Source organism: Paenibacillus sp. H1-7, assembly GCF_022354825.1.
Taxonomy (GTDB): domain Bacteria; phylum Bacillota; class Bacilli; order Paenibacillales; family NBRC-103111; genus Paenibacillus_S.
Genome location: NZ_CP031168.1, coordinates 5,280,500 through 5,299,682 on the forward strand (window position 1 = coordinate 5,280,500; position 19,183 = coordinate 5,299,682).

At 48.4% G+C, this 19,183-nt stretch carries 14 protein-coding genes; 1 reads left to right on the forward strand and 13 read right to left on the reverse strand.

All coding sequences use genetic code 11. The annotated features are described in order from the left end of the window. Positions 1 to 259: 259 nt before the first annotated feature. Positions 260 to 739: a hypothetical protein gene (locus DVH26_RS23220; protein WP_239625912.1), complete on the forward strand. Its 480-nt coding sequence runs from the start codon at positions 260 to 262 to the stop codon at positions 737 to 739. A 328-nt stretch (positions 740 to 1,067) separates the two neighbouring features. On the opposite strand, the gene DVH26_RS23225 is transcribed toward DVH26_RS23220, so the two are convergent. From DVH26_RS23225 to DVH26_RS23285, 13 genes are all read right to left on the reverse strand, one after another. After that, the gene (locus DVH26_RS23225) at positions 1,068 to 1,727 is read right to left on the reverse strand and encodes a transposase (RefSeq protein WP_239625914.1); all 660 of its coding nucleotides are present in this window, start codon (positions 1,725 to 1,727) and stop codon (positions 1,068 to 1,070) included. Next, positions 1,699 to 2,523, reverse strand: a complete 825-nt coding sequence (locus tag DVH26_RS23230) for a hypothetical protein (protein ID WP_239625916.1) — start codon at positions 2,521 to 2,523, stop codon at positions 1,699 to 1,701. The genes DVH26_RS23225 and DVH26_RS23230 overlap by 29 nt, the downstream gene beginning before the upstream one ends. Before the next feature lie 274 nt (positions 2,524 to 2,797). Further along, positions 2,798 to 5,974, reverse strand: coding sequence for a hypothetical protein (locus DVH26_RS23235; protein WP_239625918.1), 3,177 nt, complete (start codon positions 5,972 to 5,974; stop codon positions 2,798 to 2,800). A 120-nt stretch (positions 5,975 to 6,094) separates the two neighbouring features. Next, on the reverse strand, positions 6,095 to 8,992 hold the full coding sequence (locus DVH26_RS23240) for an ABC transporter permease (protein WP_239625920.1): 2,898 nt from the start codon (positions 8,990 to 8,992) through the stop codon (positions 6,095 to 6,097). A 16-nt stretch (positions 8,993 to 9,008) separates the two neighbouring features. Then, positions 9,009 to 10,037: an efflux RND transporter periplasmic adaptor subunit gene (locus DVH26_RS23245; protein WP_239625923.1), complete on the reverse strand. Its 1,029-nt coding sequence runs from the start codon at positions 10,035 to 10,037 to the stop codon at positions 9,009 to 9,011. A gap of 198 nt (positions 10,038 to 10,235) precedes the next feature. Then, on the reverse strand, positions 10,236 to 11,624 hold the full coding sequence (locus tag DVH26_RS23250) for an S-layer homology domain-containing protein (protein ID WP_239625926.1): 1,389 nt from the start codon (positions 11,622 to 11,624) through the stop codon (positions 10,236 to 10,238). Positions 11,625 to 11,922: 298 nt separating this feature from the next. Beyond that, positions 11,923 to 13,263 carry an ABC transporter substrate-binding protein gene (locus tag DVH26_RS23255; RefSeq protein ID WP_239625928.1) on the reverse strand — a complete coding sequence of 447 codons (1,341 nt, stop codon included), beginning with the start codon at positions 13,261 to 13,263 and terminating at the stop codon, positions 11,923 to 11,925. Between the two features lie 19 nt (positions 13,264 to 13,282). Continuing rightward, positions 13,283 to 14,299 carry a hypothetical protein gene (locus DVH26_RS23260; protein WP_239635622.1) on the reverse strand — a complete coding sequence of 339 codons (1,017 nt, stop codon included), beginning with the start codon at positions 14,297 to 14,299 and terminating at the stop codon, positions 13,283 to 13,285. Between the two features lie 95 nt (positions 14,300 to 14,394). After that, a complete protein-coding gene (locus DVH26_RS23265; protein ID WP_239625929.1) occupies positions 14,395 to 15,708 on the reverse strand; it encodes an ABC transporter substrate-binding protein in 1,314 nt (437 codons plus the stop codon). 269 nt (positions 15,709 to 15,977) lie between these two features. Beyond that, positions 15,978 to 16,661, reverse strand: coding sequence for a hypothetical protein (locus tag DVH26_RS23270; RefSeq protein WP_239625931.1), 684 nt, complete (start codon positions 16,659 to 16,661; stop codon positions 15,978 to 15,980). 17 nt (positions 16,662 to 16,678) lie between these two features. Further along, positions 16,679 to 17,389, reverse strand: a complete 711-nt coding sequence (locus DVH26_RS23275) for a hypothetical protein (RefSeq protein ID WP_239625933.1) — start codon at positions 17,387 to 17,389, stop codon at positions 16,679 to 16,681. Positions 17,390 to 17,431: 42 nt separating this feature from the next. Beyond that, complete coding sequence (locus DVH26_RS23280) at positions 17,432 to 17,992, reverse strand: hypothetical protein (protein ID WP_239625935.1); 561 nt, start codon at positions 17,990 to 17,992, stop codon at positions 17,432 to 17,434. 205 nt (positions 17,993 to 18,197) lie between these two features. Then, entirely contained in the window at positions 18,198 to 19,115 is a 918-nt protein-coding gene (locus DVH26_RS23285; protein WP_379455856.1) for a carbohydrate ABC transporter permease, read from the reverse strand. Positions 19,116 to 19,183: the final 68 nt, after the last annotated feature.

Genomic DNA, 19,183 nt, shown 5'->3' on the forward strand with positions numbered 1-19,183 from the left:
CCATTCTACTGTTAGTATACAAAGACGCTGACCGCAAACCAGTAGTGAATCCCATCCTGATTATAGGGGGATTATGCCGATAGTGTAGTTTTTGTCCGTAACATCCGCTGCAGCTGATAATTCATCGTTCAATCCGGTTCGCAGCATCGCCCCTTTTAGCTTAAATCCACCTATATTCATATATGTTAAATAATGGTACATATATATTAGCTGGCCAGCTGACGTTTGAAAACATTTTTCAGGAGGTTATTTGTTAATTATGAAAAAGATGAAAAAGTTCTTAATCATTTTTATGATGATTTGCGCTATGTTCACGTTTACTCAATCTGTTTTTGCAGAGGCGACTCCGATAACACAGTGGAATGTTACTTACTCTCCTGAAATACCTAACTATTATTGTGATTCCTTGGTTAGCGGACATGGCGGGGATTATTATGCAAATCTCTATATGACATCATCATGGAATTATTGTAGTGGGGCTATATCAGGAACTACTTATGTTTCAGACATTAACCAACTTTTAATTGATTGGGATTACGAAACGTGGGATTCTGGATCGGCGGAGATTGATCTGTATGTCGGTTATGATGGAGGCTCTGAATATATCGATCTTTCTGGAAGCTCCGGAACTGCAGCTATTGACCTACGCGGATATTCTGGCCCTGTAACTATCACACTGGAGGCATATTCTTATGGTTACAGAAGAATTGATGCAAATATATACATCTCGTATCAATAAAGTTACCCTAATCTAGTATCAAAAGACCTGCTATGTAGCGTACCCTTTAGAGACACGGATGAACCCTTTGGTTTATCCGATGTATGCTAAGGGGTCTTTTTTCGAAAAAAAAGACCCCTGTCGTATTCGACAGAGGCCAAATCTATATAGACTTTCGGAATTAGGGAGGCGATTCGAAGCGAAATGAACGAAGATTGCCTTAAAGGTCACTGGGAAAACAGGAATTGAAATCTTGTTTCAAAAATGCGAATGGCAAACAAACCAAACCAATCATTATTTTTGAAAATGAATGGATTGGTTAGGCGATGATGAGAAGGCTATCCTGCTGCTATACGAGTTCGTCCTTTCGGCTGGCGTACCAAGCGTCGATGTGCTGGCACATCATAATGCCGTAGATGCGAATGTACCACATCTTGGTTGAGCGATGACGACCGGCCTCGAGCTTGTAGTCAATCTTCTCCCGCTTGTTGGACCGCTCGACGGAGGTACGGCGTTTGTAGGTCAGTTTCCATGTCTCGGACTGTCGGCTTGTCTTTGGAAACAGCCTCGGATTATCCGCCTTGAAAGTATGGTGCGTTCGCCCGTACTTGGCGGTGGAACAAGGTTTCTCACAGGAGTTGGTCGCGCCACACGCTAATGGGCAACGCCATTTCTGGCGATTCTGGGTGTTGTCGTAGCCGTTGGGCTTCATCTCTTTGCCAATCGGGCAAATCGGTACGCCTGCTGGCGAGATCTGGATGTCGGAGTCGGTGGAGGCATTCTTCTTCGCCTGGACATTAAGATCAATAAACGGCTCGTTGTCGAGCCATTCGTAGATGGCTTCGGCATCATGAGCGGCATCGAGCAGAATTTTATCGACTGTGCCCAAGGTGAAACGTTGCGTAAATTCCATGGAGCTAAGGACCAGACTGACAACGTCGTGCCGGGAAGCCGGCTGTAGTCTGGGATAATGCGGCAAGTCATGCTGGCTGCTGGCCGCATTCAGCATGTACAGGTGATATCCATTGAAATACCTCTCTCGCGCGCTGTCCCAACCGGAGTCGCAATCTGGCTGGGAATACAAACGGCGATGGGGTACAATTCGCAAGGCCTTGGGCACTGCATTCACACGTTTTCTTGCTGCGGGGATAGGCGGAGGTCACGACCGGCGTTCCGTCACCGGCAACCGTCAGAGCGTTCATGTCCCCCAGTAATCCGAGTTTGGCCGAGACCGAGACGATTTGGGATTGGAAGAACGAATGAAGCCGGTCGAAGGGCTGGGGCTGCATGACGTTTGGACGACGAGACAAGAACTCGACCAACCGTTTGACTTTGCCGGGGGAAGTGGTTGGCGCCTTCTCTCCCTTCTTGCCGCGCTTGGGTTTTTGTTTACGGGGCTTGTTCTTGGGCTTTAAATGAACCGTTTGTGAAGCCCAAAAGCGGGAAAGGAAATCATAGAAGGCGCCGACTCCGGGAACATCGCCGGGCTCGAAACCGCTAAGAATGGCGTAAAACGGGACGCGATGCAACTCGTCAACCCAAGCCGTAAGGCCGATTTCAGGTCTGACGAGCAGAAAGAGCAGATAGGAACGAAGCATGGAAGCCGGATCCCGCGGCTGAGGTCCTTTATTGGAGTAGAAGTCGCTGAGGAAAGTGGACGTATGGGAAAGGTCCGAGATGTAGCACTTCCAGATGAGGGGCCAGTCTTTACGAACGAGAACCGCGAGGCCATTAGCGAAATACGCTTGGAGATGATCCAAGACAAACTGCTGGTAGTCTGAATGAGATACAAAAACGGGCTTCATGAGCAACACTCCGATCACGGGAAGATGGGGGTGAAAAGGAACACCCTTCTCGCGCGATTTTGGAGCGATTATTGAAAAGTCAAGTGTTTTTGCCGAATTTTCTCCACAATCAGGATGTTTTTTCCAATTCTGACTGCGGTTGAAATAAAAAATCCCCCTATAAATAGGAGGAAGGCAACGATTGTGGTTCAAGGAATCCCTTGTGCCACAAGCCTCGGCGAATGCCGAGAGGCTATCTATGTGATAGGAGGAGAACCGAACTTTGGGATGAAGATTACTTCAAATTGACCATAAGCGTTTTTGGCTTTCCGTCAGGGCCGGTTACATTGATATTAAAGCTTTGCAAATTCACTTTATCTTTGGAATACACTCCGCTTTTCGGCTTAAAGACAAGCTTATAGTTGTCGGTCATATAGAAGGTATCTCTGTCGGCTTCGCTTGTTCCCGGCTTGTAAGTCACATCGGTTAAAGTAATTGTTACCCCAAACGTACCTAATAATGGTGTCAGAATTTCGGTGGACGTATTTTTAGATTTATCCGCACTATTAACGAATGGATTATTAAGATCGTCGTTTACTGTAATTTTCTTAAGATACTTATTATCCCAAACATGATAACCGTCAATTTCAGTGGCGAATACATCCGTAGGCTTCGTGTTATCAACCTTCAATTCTTTGAAAGCCAAATTAGAAGTAAACACCGTTAAATTTACTCTGAGGATCTTTGTTCCTCCGGGAGTAGAGAAACCCACTATCGCGACCGTAGTTCCCGGATTTAAACCGACTATTCTCGTTGGACGGATCGGATTATCGACGGCAGCTATTTTCGGATCGGTAAAGGTAACGCTAGTAATTGGCGCTGATGGAATCTCCGTATCAATCCCGTCTTTATTTTTGGCTCTAATATTAATTTCCTTCGTAAAATCCTTCCTGTTTTTGAAAATATACGCCGCATCGTTCAAGTCCGCTTTTAATTCTTCTCTGCGGTTCTCGTTGCTCTTTTCAATAAATCCTTGATCGATCATATATTTCCCGACAGCAAACAAGCTCGTATCGGCGTTAAGATAGTAATTCAAATCATTTTTATCATATTCTTTCCATGTATAGCTTTGCGCCATTCCCGTTAAAGAGCCTAATTCCGTAATGATCGGCCATTTGGTTGAATCCGTTTCATCAGGATCCTTTTTCGTTCTCACCAAAGTGGCTGTCAGGGAGTACGATCCCAGCTTATTGGCAACCGGCGTTAAGGAGAAGTTATTTTTCCCTCCGGCAACATCCTTGGCCTTCATCCGTATACTCTGATTCGTATCGTTCAATACTATCTGCTTGTTAGCCGAGTAGACGCCTGTTAGAGCTCCATCGGCACCGTTTACTTTTTGTAAATGATATAATACCTGATATTCATCGCTGGTCGGTGTATACACTTCGTCATATTGGTCTTTAATATTGATTTTCACTGAAGTTGACTTTCCTGCCTCCGTAATCAGAGGATACAATTGACCGGGTTCGAATTCCAATTTCTCTATCGCTGTAGGCACCCGCTTATCCATGAGGGTATATTCAGCGGTGGCTTTCTTGTCAATATCCTGCAATTCAACTTCGATAGAGGCTTTACCCGTTCCTGTTACCTCTTTGATAACCACATTGCCTGCATTGCCTCCGGTTACCGGGATAGGCCCTCCGTCCTCGACCGATGCGAGTTTGATATCTCCTGTACTGCGAACTCTCACCTTCCCGGCCTTCACAAGCTCTGCTCTTTCCTGCGGTGAGAACGCATAACCCTCCGCATCTCTTATTTCCAGTTCGATGACTTTATCCGCATCCCCTTCCGCCAATACCGAGGTATATTCCTTAATCCCGATGCTAGCCGGCACTTTGAGCGTTACGAGACTCATGGGCTTGCTGACGGTTTGGCCCGAACCCAATGCAGTCAGGAACAGAGTTGAGGCTGCATCCTGCTTATAATCGGTTTCCGTTTCCAATTCCAGCTCGGGGTATCCGTCGTTGTTATAATCGACAAATGTATTTTCACCCTTATCAACAAACATTTGCTCCCCGTCGACCCGCATATAAATGCCGTCCTGCAGCTCCTCAAGATCGTCCATAAGGTTTCCGTATTGATCGTATGCGGTAAAAGCAAGGTAAGCTTTATTTCCGGGCTGCAAGGTGTCTTTATTATCCTTAATCGTAAGCTTGCCCAGATCAATCTTGGAAACAATCCCACGATCGCCAATAGTAAACGTTTTGCTTACCATCAAGCCGTTCGTTCTATCCCTTATGGAGATCATGACTCTCGATCCGCGTTTTTCCTGACTTAGGTCGAGCTTGAAAGCTTGCTTATCCGGAATGGTTTGCACCGGGCTCCCTGAGGCGCGAATATCGAACATGCCGGCAGGGGCCTGCGTTTGCTCGCCATATTGATTCACTTGTTTGAACTCGATAATGACTTTCGATCGTCCCAGCTGATCCGTTGGATTCGCAAATTGCAGCTCCTTGATCCGTTCATCCTCGGCCGTAAACTCCGCTGACTTCTTGTCGACCTCCGCATCTTCTAATCCGGACAGCTCTATGGAGTAGCTTCCTTTTTGCAGCTTCGATTCCAGTGTTATCGTTGCCGATTTCTTATCGCTCGCCCATTCCGCAGCTCCAGCTACCACACTACCTTCCTTTTTCACGGTGAGCACCATTTTTTCCGTTTTTGCCAAATCCACCGGATTATCGAAGCTTACCGTCACTTTCTTGGCGCCAATAGGCTTGGCTTCCGTGAGTGATATTTTGCCTGCAGCTGTTCCTGCCTGCTTGTAAGCTTCGTATACTCTTTTCGTCTCATAAGCAGCTTCTACCAGCATTCTCCGGGTGACGAGCCGATCGCCGTAGAAATAACCGTCATCCTGATTTTTCATAATATCCAGCTTCAAGGCAAGCGTAACAAAACGGCTTAAAGTGATATTTACTTTATCCAGGTTTGCAGAGCTCGTATCCGTAGTCGGAGTAATTTTTCTCGCTTCATCCACTCGGCCAAGACCGTAGATAAGGTATTTGGCAAGGTCTTGACGCGATATTGATTCAGCCCCGTCCACGACCATCCCGTCACTGGTAATAATCCCTATTTTCTCAAATTCTTCCTTGTATTTATTTGAAAGCGCTTCATCATCAGGGATTAAGAAAATTAGATTTGCTACCTTGACAAACTCATCGCGCGTAATCGTTTTATTGACGCCGAAATCATCGTCTGATTCCGCCTGAAAAGCACCTTGCTGAATAAAATAGTCGAATCGGTCTTTCATTTCCGGTGACAGCACCTTCAGGTCCTTATAGTCCTCCGATAATTTAATGGCTTGAATCTCAATGCCCGGAGTTTCTGCTATCTCATCAGCGTAGGAAGCGACAGGAAGCATGGACATCGACATAAGCGACAATGAGACGAGAGCGGATACATATTTCTTCTTCATTTGGCACCTTCTTTCAATGAATTTATATCGTTGTTGACTAGCCTTTCTTATAAAATAGTATGAAATCGCGAACGAATCATTGGGTTTTCCATTCATGTTTATAGGCATATTTCTCTCTAATTAATCTTCTCCCAGCTTGACCGCCTGATGGATTCGGATACGCGATACGATATGTCCCAGAATGGCCAGGCCCGTCGTTAACATCACGGCTACAACCCAATACAATCTCGCTTGGTCGTCAGGATCGAACGTCACTTTGAACGGCGGTACCTGAGTCTTCGGATCGAACGACATTTCGAACAAGGGCACGAACAATTGGCTCGTCAAGCTGCCGGTAGCTAATCCGATAACGATAGCGGCCCCCGATATAAGGAGCTGTTCGCTAATCAGAATGACAAGCAGCTGAAAGAACGAGATTCCCATCGCCCGCAAAATACCGAACTGAAGCGTCCGGGCGTTCAACGACAATACCCAATACAACAGAAAGCCGAAGAAGCATATGACAATGGAAATGAGGAACCCGAGCGTCATAACACCGTTAATCGCCATCTGAAACGGATCCTTGATAGCCTTGATCTGCTCCTGCTTCGCGTCCCTTAAAGATTCGATCTGATAACCGTGGTCCGCGACCGCTTTATACACCGCTTGACTGCTGGCGTCAGGCATCAGCTTCAGCCAAACCTCGTAAGGCTCCAGCGCCAGATTGTTCTGGATATAGGGCAAATGCCCGATAACTAGCATCGGTTTCTTAACCTTCGTCGTCGTTCCCTGCTTGGAATTGACCGTGACCGTATCGTTAGTACCCGGGTTTGGGTTCCATGACGGCCAATAATCGATAGTCCCATACACGGTGAACGGAGCGCCTTCGATGCCGTCCCAGCCTAATGTAATGGTGTCTCCCGGCTTGACCCCATATTCTTCTGCCATAGATTCCGATATGAGAACGGAGGACGGTTTGGCGGCAATCAGATTCAGATAATCGTTAAAATGGTGGTCCAGCAATCCGGAGCGCAGCCAGGCGGTCTGCCCGAACTCTTTGGTGTTGATACCCATGAGCTGTACGGTATCCTGGGATTTGCCTTTCGTGAATACCGCATCTTTTTTTATAAACACTTTGGCGGCATGTTCTACTCCAGGCAGCTGCGTGAACGGGAGAAAGGATGGCTCCGTATACTGTGTTTTTTGCGGAACGGCAGCAGCATCTTCTTCCCCGGACTCCTCTTCCTCTCCGCTCGATAATCCCATCAAAATAGCAGGAGGCGCGTCATTCTCCCAGCGGATTTTCATCGTTATATCCGCTCCGGCGGAGTAACGGATTTTATCGGTTGTATTTTTGTTGATCGTACGGGTAGCGCTCGCGCTGAACAATCCTGTGGCGATGGTAATGATCAGGAATACCATAATAAATTGATATTGGATGGTCGATCGGCTGACCTGAATTAACGTGAAATATAACGCAGGCGACCACCACCGTCTACCCGCTTTGTAAATGAGCTGCATGAACAATGGATACAAGCGCAGCACCAGCAGCCCCATCCCCAAAATGAACAGCGCAGGAATAAGAAACAGCAGCGGGTCGACGCGCAAATCCCCGGACTTCAGACCGAGCGACAGCAAATCCTTCATTCGGGTTTTGTAATTGTATAAGCCGTATAAGGATATCCCAATCAATATGACATCGATAAAATATTTGTGCCAGAAAGAGCTTGCTGCTTGTCTGGCCGACTGCTGCTTATGCCCGACGATCGTTGCTTTGGTGGCAATGAACACGGGAATCAGCGTCATGACTACGGAGCTGGATACGGCAATAAGCGCATAGGAGAAGGCATCTTGGCTTAAGGAAACATCGAGCTTGGCACGCTGCACGAACTCGAGAAAGCCGCTTGATGCGCCCAATACTTTGGTCAAATTCATGCCTACATACGGGCCCGACAGTAAGGCAATCGATCCGAGTACCAGACCTTCGGCAACATAACCGAAAATGATTTGCAGGCGGCTCGCCCCACGGCTGCGCAGTACGGCTATTTCCGTCTTTTGGCGCTCCGTGATCAGGTTGGCTACCATGTACAAATAAAATCCCAACATAAGCACTACAGGTACGTTCAAGGACCAAAGCATCGTTTTTAAGTTCGCTTCCTTGACATAATAGTTGCCCAAGGTTTTTAAGGCGGGAGCATTGTAATTATGATTTTCATAGCGCTCGTCCATATGTTTGTTTAAAGCGAAATGCGAAGCAATGAACGTATTGATCGTAGCCAGCGACATCTTGTTATAGTCGAGCGCCAGGTACCAATAGCTGAACTGGACATTCAGCTTTCCTCCTGAGGTAAACTCTTGTTCAAATAATGGGAAATCAATCACGAAGCTGTTCTTATAGCTGCTGGGAATGTTATACCAGTACACATCCGTGTAATCCTTGCGGTCGAATACGCCTACCGGCTTAATATAAATTTGCTGCTTCGAAATGTCGTCCTGGATTACGAAAACCGTGTTAAGCACCATGCCTAACTCGGTCAATGCCTCCGACACCACGAGTGCTTCATATACCCCGTCGACCGGTGCTTTGGCAGGCATACGGCCGTCGATGAGCTTCATATGCTCTTCCATCCCGTCAATGGCGGTAATATCAGCGGACCGCTGTCGTTTCGTATCCACTTTATCCGGCTCGGCTGGACTTAGATTGTATTTCTGGGTTGATCTCTCCCGAACCGAATATTGGACCGGAATGCCGAAACGGCTGCTCGTCTCGTTCATAAACGCGTCGGTTTGCGAAATTTTGGCGCTCTTCTCCTTCTCCTGCGCCGTCATGTTTACCGACAACCAATAAATGCCCGGATACTGGCTGCTGCTGGCTTGCAGCTGCTTCAGCTCCTGCAGCAGCAGTCTTTGCAGGATCGCGTTCGTATAAATAGGCATGCTGCTTGTCAAGGCAACGGATAAGACCAGCCCGAACAGCAAGCTAAGCTCCAGCCATTTATTATTGACCATCTTGCGCAGGATCATGATAAATATTGCCAATGTCTTACGCCTCCTCCTAGTTGGCCAAAATAATCTTTTGCCCTTCGCCTATCCCCTTGCGGATTTCCACTTCGGTTGCAGCTACAATGCCCTTTTCCACATCGATTTCTTTCCGGCTGTCGCCGTCCAGCACCTGCACATAGTCACGTCCCATGTAGCTGCGCAGTCCGGCTCTCGGAATGACGACCACATTGTCCCGCTGCTCCGTAACGACAGTAATGTCTGCCTGTGAGCCGATCGTTACCCCATCCGGAAGCGGATGGACAGCGATAACGATCGATTTGTTGTTCTTATCCTGAATCGTTTTATTATCGCTGGGAGGAACCGTCATCGGAGTTTGAACCACTTTCCCGGGGTATGTTTTATCCTTGATTTTGACGGTTACGTCCATATTGATTTCTACTGCGGCAATGTCGTTTTGGCTTGAGGCTGTATACACGAGCTGCATTTGGGTTGGGTCGGAAAGCGTAACCATTTGCTTGTTGGCTGCAACCTCCTCTCCCGGCTTGATCGGATCGACATAGGTTACGATGCCGTCGGCTGCTGCGATCAGCCTGGAGTTTTCCAGCTGGGTTTGCAGCGAGTTCAGTTGAATCTGAGCGCTTTCCATGTCCAGCTTCTTCAATTGAACCGAGGGATCGCCGTCTCCTTTGCTCGTGATTTCCTGAATCAGTGCTATTTTGGCCTTTTCGATAGCAATTTCCTGTATCCTTATTTTCGTCTCCAGCTCACCCGTATCCGTCATAGCTACAATGTCGCCGGCCTTAACCTTATCCCCGAGCTTGACATTCATCGAGATCAGTTTGCCGGCAGCCGTTTTATAATACAGGTAATGGGTCTTATCCGAAGCAAAAGTCGCTACTCCGGTAATTTGCTTCACGATCGTGGCCCGTTTGGCATCAACGACGTTCAATATTTCCTTCACCGGCTCTACCAACGGCGGCGCCAGCTCCTCTTCTTCCACCGGCAGCAAGGAGCATCCCGATAAGGAAGCCATTGCAACCACAGCCCCGATCAATAGAGGGATGTATGGCTTTCTCCACATTTTGACCTACCTCCAATTGATTTGCCTGTTCGACGGCTTGCATGCCGCACCCGACGATTAACTATCACCACATTACTATGAAACCATTTGCGTGGTTTGGGGGATTCAGTTCATTTTTATAGGTTCATTGCTTCATCTCCCTTCCCTATAAACAGGGAAAAACTCCAGCCCGCGAGCTGGAGCTGGAGTTACTTCATCCTATGGCTGACCGATAGCCCATAACGCTGCAGCATCAAAGAGCTTCCATGCTTCATCCGTAGCGTTATCTTTCATTAGGCTTGCATTTCCGCCAAACATCAGCGTACGTGCAGCAATCGCTTCGCCCAACACATTTTTGGAGCCTTTCTCGTACCCGATGACAATGGCCTTCTCGGGGTCCCCGGCAGCATGTGCTACTACGATAGCGTCACTGCTTGGAATGCCGTAAGAGAGGTCTCCGGCTTCATAATAAAATTGTACGTCACCCTTCAATCCTGCTGCAAGCGGATGATCGCTTGACTTGATCGTCACGTTCGTTTGCTTCTTAATCCCTGTATTCTCAGAAACCGTAGAGAAATCGGCGTCTCCGAACGAAATCGATTTATTGTAGATGATTGGTATCGGAAGGCCTTTCAGCTTTTTCTTCACATATTTCGAGTTGGTCGACGATCCGATGACGATAAGATCGAAGCCTTCCGTCGCTTCCACAGTCAGCTTGGTGCTGGCTAACCGAGTAACCTCGAAGCCGAGTGACTGCAGGCGGTTTACAAGCGGTTTCTCATCTTCACGGAATTGGGTTCCATTCAAATCACTGGTAATGAGAACCTTTTTCCCTTTGGCCGAGCCTTTATCGACTTTCGCCGGTTCCGGTGCAGCCGGCTTCTCAGGCTGTGTTGCAGGAGTTTGCGTTTCCGGCTTCGTAGGCTCCGGTGTGGCAGCCGGATCCGTCTTACCCGCTCCGAACAGCTTCTTCGCCTCGTAACTCGCTAGAGCCAGCATCTTGCGCGTTGCGGCTTCTTTGCCGCCAAACGTGCCGTTGTCGAGCTTCGTAAGAATATTTTTCTCCAGCGCGAGCGCGACATATCCTTTCGCCCAATCATCTACCGTGCTGTCCGCAACCGGGGCTGCTTTTTGCGCATCCTGGTCCAATCCAAGACCGCGTATCAGGAACGCCGCAAGCTCTTGTCTGGATACGGAGCCGGACGGATTGTACATTTTGCCTTCGGCGTCATAGCCGTTGGTCAGTCCTGCTTTTTTAAGTGCTTCAACGTAGGTTAGCGACCAGTGGTCGGAGCTAATGTCGCTAAAGGATGATACTGTAAGCGTTTTATCAATTGGCAGCGAAAAAATGAGGGCAGCTACTTTGGCGAACTGAGCACGGTCCATTTTATCGTTCAATCCGAACGTATTGTCCGTAAGACCGCTGAACACGCCTCCGCGAATCAGTTCATCAAATTTGGACTTTTGATCCTGCGGAAGATCCTTCAGGTCGGTAAAGTCGTCTACCGTCTTCACTGCGGGAGTCTGCTCTCCTGCTGCAAAGGCAAACGGAAGAACCGTTAACGACATCAGGAGGAAACATAATAGTGTTGTAACAATTTTTTTCATTCAGCGCACCTTCCTACTATTTAATGATGAAGCGGGCATGCAGGCTTTATGTGAATCGGTTGGTCAAAAGCTCATTCCACCTCCCCGGCTGTGATTCACAAAGGTCAAACATAGGTATCTTTGTACACTTTAAAAATAATACGAAACGGCGGAACCGTTATAGGGGCTTACTCGCATCATTATAGGTGTGTTGGATTATTTATTCGCAGGCGATTTCGCCTCCTATTTGGCTAAAAAGAGACACTCTTACTGAAGTAGATTCTACCTGAATAAGTGTGTCTCTTACGTTTCGGTTATGTTATTTCGATGCTGCTTTAGTAAGCTCGGCCTTGGCTGCCTTGGCCGTATCGATCGCCTTGGTGGATTGCTCCTCGATCATCCGCAGCGCCGTCACGGAGTCCTTGGACTCTTTGAAAATGAGCGGAGCGAACACGTTTTGCATAGGGACGTCGTACCAGAGCAAGCCGTTCGCGCGCGCTGCCGGCGGCATAGCCGTTTTGCCGTTGAAGACCGCTTTGGTGTTTTTGCCACGCATTTGCGGCAAATTTTGACCGAACGCTTCCTGAACCGCTTTGGATTCCATCGGAACAATGACGCCTTCTTTTGCCAGCTCGACCTGATGCTCTTCGGACAGTATCGCCGCTATAGCCTGGAAGGCCATATCTTTTTTCGTGGATTGCTTTGTAATGTACATCGAGTACACATTAGGCTGGTATCTTGTATTCGGTACATCACTGAACGATGGGACGGATACAACGTCGAAGTTCAGATTTTTGTTTTGCTCGTGAAACGACACGAGATGGTCCACTGTGGCAACCGCCATAGCGATATTCCCTCGGGTAGCGAACGTTTCGACCGTATCGAACTGATTCGCTGGAATATCATAAAATCTTCTCATGTTATCGACCAGCTTTTTCCACTCCGGCGTATTCAAGCTGGCTTTATCTTCTGTCAAGCTTAGAGGCGACAGCGACAGCTGGTTATAGTTCATATAGTGCCCGGGATTCTGCGAAAAGCCCTTGTAGGTTACTTCTCCGTCGACACGGGTCAGCTTCTTGGCCAGCTCATAAATTTCATCATAAGTCATCCCGTCCTTCGGGTAGTCGACGCCGAATTTATCAAAGATGTCCTTGTTGTAGAACAGAAGGAAATCATTATTGTTGTACGGGAGTCCGTACAGCTTCCCTTCGGGAGACAAGTTTTGCATTTGGGCAACGAGCGAGGGATTCAATTTCGTTACATCAAAGTTGAACTTTTTGATCAATTCCCTGATGTCATACTGAAGATCGTTATCAATAATATATCTCTGCACGTTCATGCGGGTGTTATCGAGCACAATGTCGGGAATCGTTCCGGCTGCGATCAAGTCTTTATACTCCCTTCCCTTGTCCCAATGCACGTGCTTAATGGTGATATCCGGAAATTTCTTCTTCAGGAATTGACCGATTTGTTTGTCGAACACCTCTTCCTTGGCAAAATATGCAGGATAGGTCGTATAAATAAACAGCTCATTAGCCGGCGACTCCGTTTTTTGAGGTGCTTGCGCCTCATCAACCGGATTAGATGGAGATGCTGTACAGCCGGCCGCCAGCACTGCTAGAGTTGATGCGAGTAAAGTTCCTGTCACTATTTTTTTCATTTTGGTAATATCCTCCCGGTTAACCGTTTTGCAAGGTCCATACTACGAGATTGTCCAGAAGCTTCCAGCCATTGTCCGTAGTGTTCTCATGCAGACCGTTGTTCAAATAGAAGAACGAGATGCGTGCCTTCGTTTCATACCCGTTGTCCGCTTTGGCGCCTTTATCGTAATAATAGATCGCAGCCTTCGCTGCATCCCCAGGTGCGGTGGCGATGATTTTCGCTTCCTTGCCGGGTACGCCGTAGCTGATTCCGATTTTGGAATTGGTTTCCTTGTAAATATCGACGCTGCCCGATAAACCGCCGGCTACCTTGTGGTTACCATCAACGATATCGATAGACTTGACGTCAAAAACGTTCGTATTCTCCTCGACGGACGACAAGCCAAGATAAAACATACCGTGGTTCTTCACATATACGGTGGGAATCGCAACATCTTTCATAATGCCTTCCTTCAGCACCTTGGAGTTGACCGTTTGACTAATATAAATCAGGTCGTATCCTTTCGTTTCTTCGGCGGTAAATTCCCTGTCAATCATATTGGTAACTTTAAATCCAAGTGCCTTCAGCCGAGTTGCAACAACCGCATCATCGGGAGCATTCTCCCGTCCGACCAGCAGCAGCTTCTTATCCTTCGGGGAAACTTCCTCCTTTTGCGGAGCCGGTGCTGCAGCTGGCGCAGGCGCAACCACAGGCGCCGGTGTTGATTCGGCGGGCTTAGGAGCTTCAACCGGGGTCTTGGCGTCCGCCGTTTTTGGTGCTTCTGCCGGCGCCGGTGTTGCAGTCGGCTTTGGAGCTTCCGTCGGAGCGGGAGTCTCTGTCGGCTTTGGCGTTTCGGATGGAGCCGGCGTTGCCGTCTGCTTCGGTGTCTCGGACGGTGCCGGTGTTGGGGTCGGCTTCGGTGTTTCCGTCGGTGACGGTGTTTTCGATGCCGCTGCAGTAGGTGCCGCCCCAGTATCCACGCTGCCTTTAGATGAGCATGCTGCAATGGAAAGGGTCATCAAAGCTACCATGAGCCAGATGAGATAACGTTTCATGAATCGATTCCTCCTGTGAATGCATGTTTCTTTGCTTAAGAAAGGAAACCCCCAGCAACCACCTGTTATAGTGCTTCTGGAGGTTTATATCCAATTTACTTGTTTGCCGCCTTTTCGGTCTGAATGCCTTTGGTCGTCTGCTCTTCAATCATTCGCAATGCCGTAACGGAATCTTTGGACTCGCCGAAGATCAGCGGAGAGAACACGTTATGAACCGGAACGTCGACATACGTCAACCCATTGGCGCGTGCTGCAGGCGGCATAGCATTTTTGCTGGCAAAAATCGCCTGCGTATGCTTGCCCTGCATTTGCGGCAAGTTTTTACCGAAGGCTTCCTGAACCTTCTTGCTCTCAAGCGGTCCGATAATGCCTTCCTTCGCGAACTCGATCTGCATTTCTTCCGACAGCAGATAGGCGATAACCTGGAACGCCAAATCCTTCTTAGTCGATTGCTTCGTAATATAGGCGGCATACATATTTGGTTGCGCTTTCGTATTTGGCACGTCCGAAAACGACGGCATGGCGGCGATGTCAAAGTTCAAGTTTTTATTTTGCTCATACCATTGAATGATTTTCTCCGAAACGTGGACCGACATGGCCATCTTCCCTTTAGGGAAATCGTCGACCGTAGTAAATTGATTAGCCGGAATTTCGTAGAACCTTCTCAAGTTATCCACCAGGCGCTTCCAGCCTTCCGTATTCAGCTCGGCTTTATCTTCCGTCAAGCTCAGCGGTGAAAGAGAGAGCTGATTGTAGTTCATATAAAGCCCCGGATGCTGCTGATAGCCTTTGTAGGTATTTTCCCCTTCTACACGGGTCAGTTTTTTGGCCAGCTCATAGATTTCATCATAAGTCATGCCATCCTTCGGGTAGTCAACACCGAATTTATCAAATATATCTTTGTTATAGAACAATACAAAATCGCTTAACTGGAACGGAAGACCGTACAGCTTTCCTTCCGGCGTCACATTTTTCATCTGCGCCATAGCCGCAGGGTTCAGCTTCGTCGTATCGAAATTAAACTTCTTGATAAGATCGGTCATATCGTATTGGAGATCATTCTTGATAATATATCGTTGCAAATTCATTCGCGCATTGTCGATAATAATGTCCGGTATGGTTCCGGCTGCAATTAAATCCTTGTACTCCCTGCCTTTATCCCAATGAACGTGCTTGATCGTAATGTCCGGGAACTTCTTTTTTAAATGCTGCCCGACCTGCTTTTCGAATATTTCTTCCTTTGCATAGAATGCAGGGTACGAGGTGTAAATGAAGATTTCGTTTGCCGGAGACTGCGGAGTATTTTGGGCTTCCGGCTGATCTACGGGATTAGCAGGAGAGCCGGTACAGCCGGCTATCAAGGATACGGCGGAAGCGATCACAAGCGAAGATTTCAGCATTTTTTTCATACTTGTACTTAAACCTCCCTTTTTATTTCCAATAGTTTAAGGAAGAATAGCCTGTTTATGCCGTGCGGCTTTTTCCAAATGAATACGTACCGACCTCCCTTTCCCCAGTCATTGACCATTGAATCTATCGTCCCCTGGCAAGACACGTTCAGCATGAAAACGCTTTGAAAGCTGTTCACCAAGGGCTAACATCGTTTCATTACTCTTACTTTATTACGAAAAGAGCCTGCTTTCATTGGGGAAGATTTCAATTTTATAGGTTATTTATTTCATTTTCCCGTTATCCAACGGACGGCTGCATCGAACAGCTTCCAGCTGTTGTCGGTTTGGTTAATTTCTTCGCCGCCGATCAAATAAAAGTACACTTGCCGTGCCGGGACCGGTTCATTATTCATGTTTTTGGCGCCCTTCTCAAACGTGCAGATGACCGCCCTTCTCTCATCGTCAGGAGCGGAAGCCACGATAACGCCTTCCTTACCCGGAACGACAAAACCGATCTTACCTTCGGTCTGATAGATGTCCACGCTGTCTTTCAAGCCCGCCGCCATAGGGTGATTAGGCTGCTTCACCTGAATCGATTTGCCGTTATAATTGCCGTGATCCACGTCTGTCTCTCTGCCCGCCAAATCGACATCGCCCATATTTTGACCTTCGGCATAGATGACAGGCACTGGAGAGCTTTTCAGTTTGTTGCCGACCTTGCCTGAGTTGACGGTTGAGCTGACGAAGACGAAGGCGTGATTCAGCGCTTGTTCTGCCGTAAGGTCTTTGTCTGCCGTTACGTACACCTCGTATCCAAGGCCCTTCAACCGCTTGACGACAAGCGCATCGCCCCCTCCTTCTCTGCCAACGAACAGCACCTTCTTGCTTGCAGCAGAATCCGCAGGTGAGGCCGTGGGGGAGCAAGCAGTCACACTAATGATCACGAGGAAGAGGATCCACCATTTCCTCAACTCTATCACTCCCTCCGTTACTTTTTCCCAAGCGTCCAGTTGACCGCTGCATCGAACAGCTTCCAGCCGTTGTCGGTTTGATTGATCTCTTCTCCGTTAAACAGATAGAAATACATCTCACGGGCAGCTACGGTATTGCCTCTGACGTTTTTGGCGCCTTTCTCGTAGGCGAAAATGGTTGCTTTCTGCTCTTCTCCCGGCACCGTAGCGATCACAGCAGCTTCTTTACCCGGAATGGCGAAGCCCATTTTGCCGTTGTCCTTGTATACGTCGACTTTATCCTGCATGCCTGCAGCCAGCTGGTGCTTGCTATCCTTGATCTGGATCGTTTTGATGGCATTCGATCCGGTCAACGATCCGTACGACTCCGTTTCGGACATTCCCGTATCACTGGTCGATTGAGGCTCGGCGTAAATGACCGGAACCGGGGTATTCACGAACTTATCCCCGATTTTACCCGAATTGACGGATTCACTGACAAAGATCAGCGATTGGCCTTTGGCGTGGTCCACCGTCAGCTCTTTATCGGCAACAATCGTGACCTCCAGCTTGTGCACCTCTTTCAACCGCTTAATGAGGATGGCGTCGCCCCCGCCGTCCTTTCCTACGAACAGCACCTTGTTCCCCGGAGCTTTGGCTGCATCCGTTGTTCCCGCCGGAGCTGCATTGCATGCCATAAGCCCCGCCGCCATCACAGCCGCCATAACCAATGTGAGTACTCGTTTCAAGTGTCATCCCTCCAACCATGATTTTTCACAAAACCCTATCTATTACTTAGCACCGTTTTGGGCAGCCCATTCGATTGCCGCATCAAACAGCTTCCAGCCGTTGTCGGTAAGCTTGGGCTCCTCGCCCGTAGGCATGGAGATGTAAACTTGCCGTGCCGGCACGGTTTCGTTGTTGATATTCTTCGTACCCTTCTCATACCCGAAAATAGCGGTCTTCCTGTTGTCCCCGCTGGTCGGCACCTCCGCTATTTTAACGGCACCCTGCCCCGGATGAAGTCCGTACGAAACCTTGCCGCCTTCCTTATAGATCGCTACCGTATCCTTTAATCCAGCTGCCAGCGGATGCTTGCTGTCTACGATCTGGATCGTTTGTACCCCGTCGTCCTGTCCGAACTTCTGCACTCCGATCAGCCCGGCGTCGCTCGCCGCCTGATTTTTAGCAAAAACGACGGGGACCGGGGAGCTTTTCAGCTTCGCATCAATCTTGGCGGAATTCACGGAATCGCTGACATAGATCACACCGTAGCCTTTGGCCTTCTCCACCGTGAAATCGACGTCAACGACATCCATAACCTGATACCCCAATTTCTTCAGGTGGCTCATAATAAATGGATCTCCCCCTCCTTCCTTTTTTCTGATCAGGAGCACTTTTTTCGCATTCGCCTCATTGGCGGATGCCTGAGTTGAATCGGTTGGTGAGGAACACGCCATTATGGAACCCAACATAAGCCCAACCACGAGTAAAGCTATGCATCTTTTCATCTTGCCATCCTCCTTCTCTTATTTCACCTGTAGTCCTATTCCAGTCCTATTCCACCAAGCCGGTTCTTTCCACGCCTTCGATAAACCAGCGCTGAGTGAACGTATACAAAATCATCGGCGGTATGATCATCAGGAACGTAGTAGCCATGCGAATCGCTTCGTCGGTAACCGAAGGGCCATACGCCTCTGCCTGCTGCCGAAGCGCCGAAGCTATACGGGAAATGCCCATGGACAGCGGGGCGGTCTCAATATCGGCCAAATACATGCTCGGCAAATAAAAGTCGTTCCATGTCCATATAAACGAGAACAAGAAGACGACCAATATGGCCGGCTTAGCAAGCGGCATCATCACTTTATAAAAGATTTTGTACACGCTGGCTCCGTCGATCCTCGCTGCCTCCTCCAGCTCTTTGGGCTGTGTGGAGAAAAACTGGCGGTAAATGATGACGAACAACGCCCCTTTTAACCCAAGCCCGAAGAAGGCCGGGACGATGATCGGATAGATCGTATTCAGCAGGCCGAGCTCTCTCGCGTAGATGATGTTCGGTAAAATAGTGACCTGCATCGGCACGATAAACGTCAGCAGCAGAAAGAAGAACATCAGGTTTTTGAACGGGACCTTCAGTCTCGCGAAGGCGTATCCGGTAACGGCGCAGGAAACCGTTTGCAGCAAAGCTACCGAAAGCGCAAGCGTCAAGCTGATGGCCAGAGCCTTCGGGTACTTAAGCCATTCCCACGCCTCCTGCAGGTTTCCAAGATAAATTACCCTCGGAAACCATTTGACGGCCGGATCGAGCAAGTCGTCCGCATTTTTGACCATGGTCGTGACCATGTGCAGAACTGGCTTCAAATAAATGTAAGCCGTATCCAGCAAAATCAAATAAATGAACAATTTGAACAGCAGTCCTTTATCCGCTTCCCTGCCTACAAGGGTATAGCGTACATTCGACAGCCAGGCAAGCAGCGAAGGCGTCTCCTGGCCTTTTTTCGTTCGTATCCCGAGCACAAAGCTTCACCCCTTAATAAGATATA

Bases quoted from the DNA above. Each gene is read 5' to 3' on its own strand.
- DVH26_RS23220 (WP_239625912.1), top strand. From the start codon at position 260: ATGAAAAAGATGAAAAAGTTCTTAATCATTTTTATGATGATTTGCGCT.
- DVH26_RS23225 (WP_239625914.1), bottom strand. From the start codon at position 1,727: ATGCTGAATGCGGCCAGCAGCCAGCATGACTTGCCGCATTATCCCAGA.
- DVH26_RS23230 (WP_239625916.1), bottom strand. From the start codon at position 2,523: ATGAAGCCCGTTTTTGTATCTCATTCAGACTACCAGCAGTTTGTCTTG.
- DVH26_RS23235 (WP_239625918.1), bottom strand. From the start codon at position 5,974: ATGAAGAAGAAATATGTATCCGCTCTCGTCTCATTGTCGCTTATGTCG.
- DVH26_RS23245 (WP_239625923.1), bottom strand. From the start codon at position 10,037: ATGTGGAGAAAGCCATACATCCCTCTATTGATCGGGGCTGTGGTTGCA.
- DVH26_RS23250 (WP_239625926.1), bottom strand. From the start codon at position 11,624: ATGAAAAAAATTGTTACAACACTATTATGTTTCCTCCTGATGTCGTTA.
- DVH26_RS23255 (WP_239625928.1), bottom strand. From the start codon at position 13,263: ATGAAAAAAATAGTGACAGGAACTTTACTCGCATCAACTCTAGCAGTG.
- DVH26_RS23260 (WP_239635622.1), bottom strand. From the start codon at position 14,299: ATGAAACGTTATCTCATCTGGCTCATGGTAGCTTTGATGACCCTTTCC.
- DVH26_RS23265 (WP_239625929.1), bottom strand. From the start codon at position 15,708: ATGAAAAAAATGCTGAAATCTTCGCTTGTGATCGCTTCCGCCGTATCC.
- DVH26_RS23280 (WP_239625935.1), bottom strand. From the start codon at position 17,992: ATGAGCCACCTGAAGAAATTGGGGTATCAGGTTATGGATGTCGTTGAC.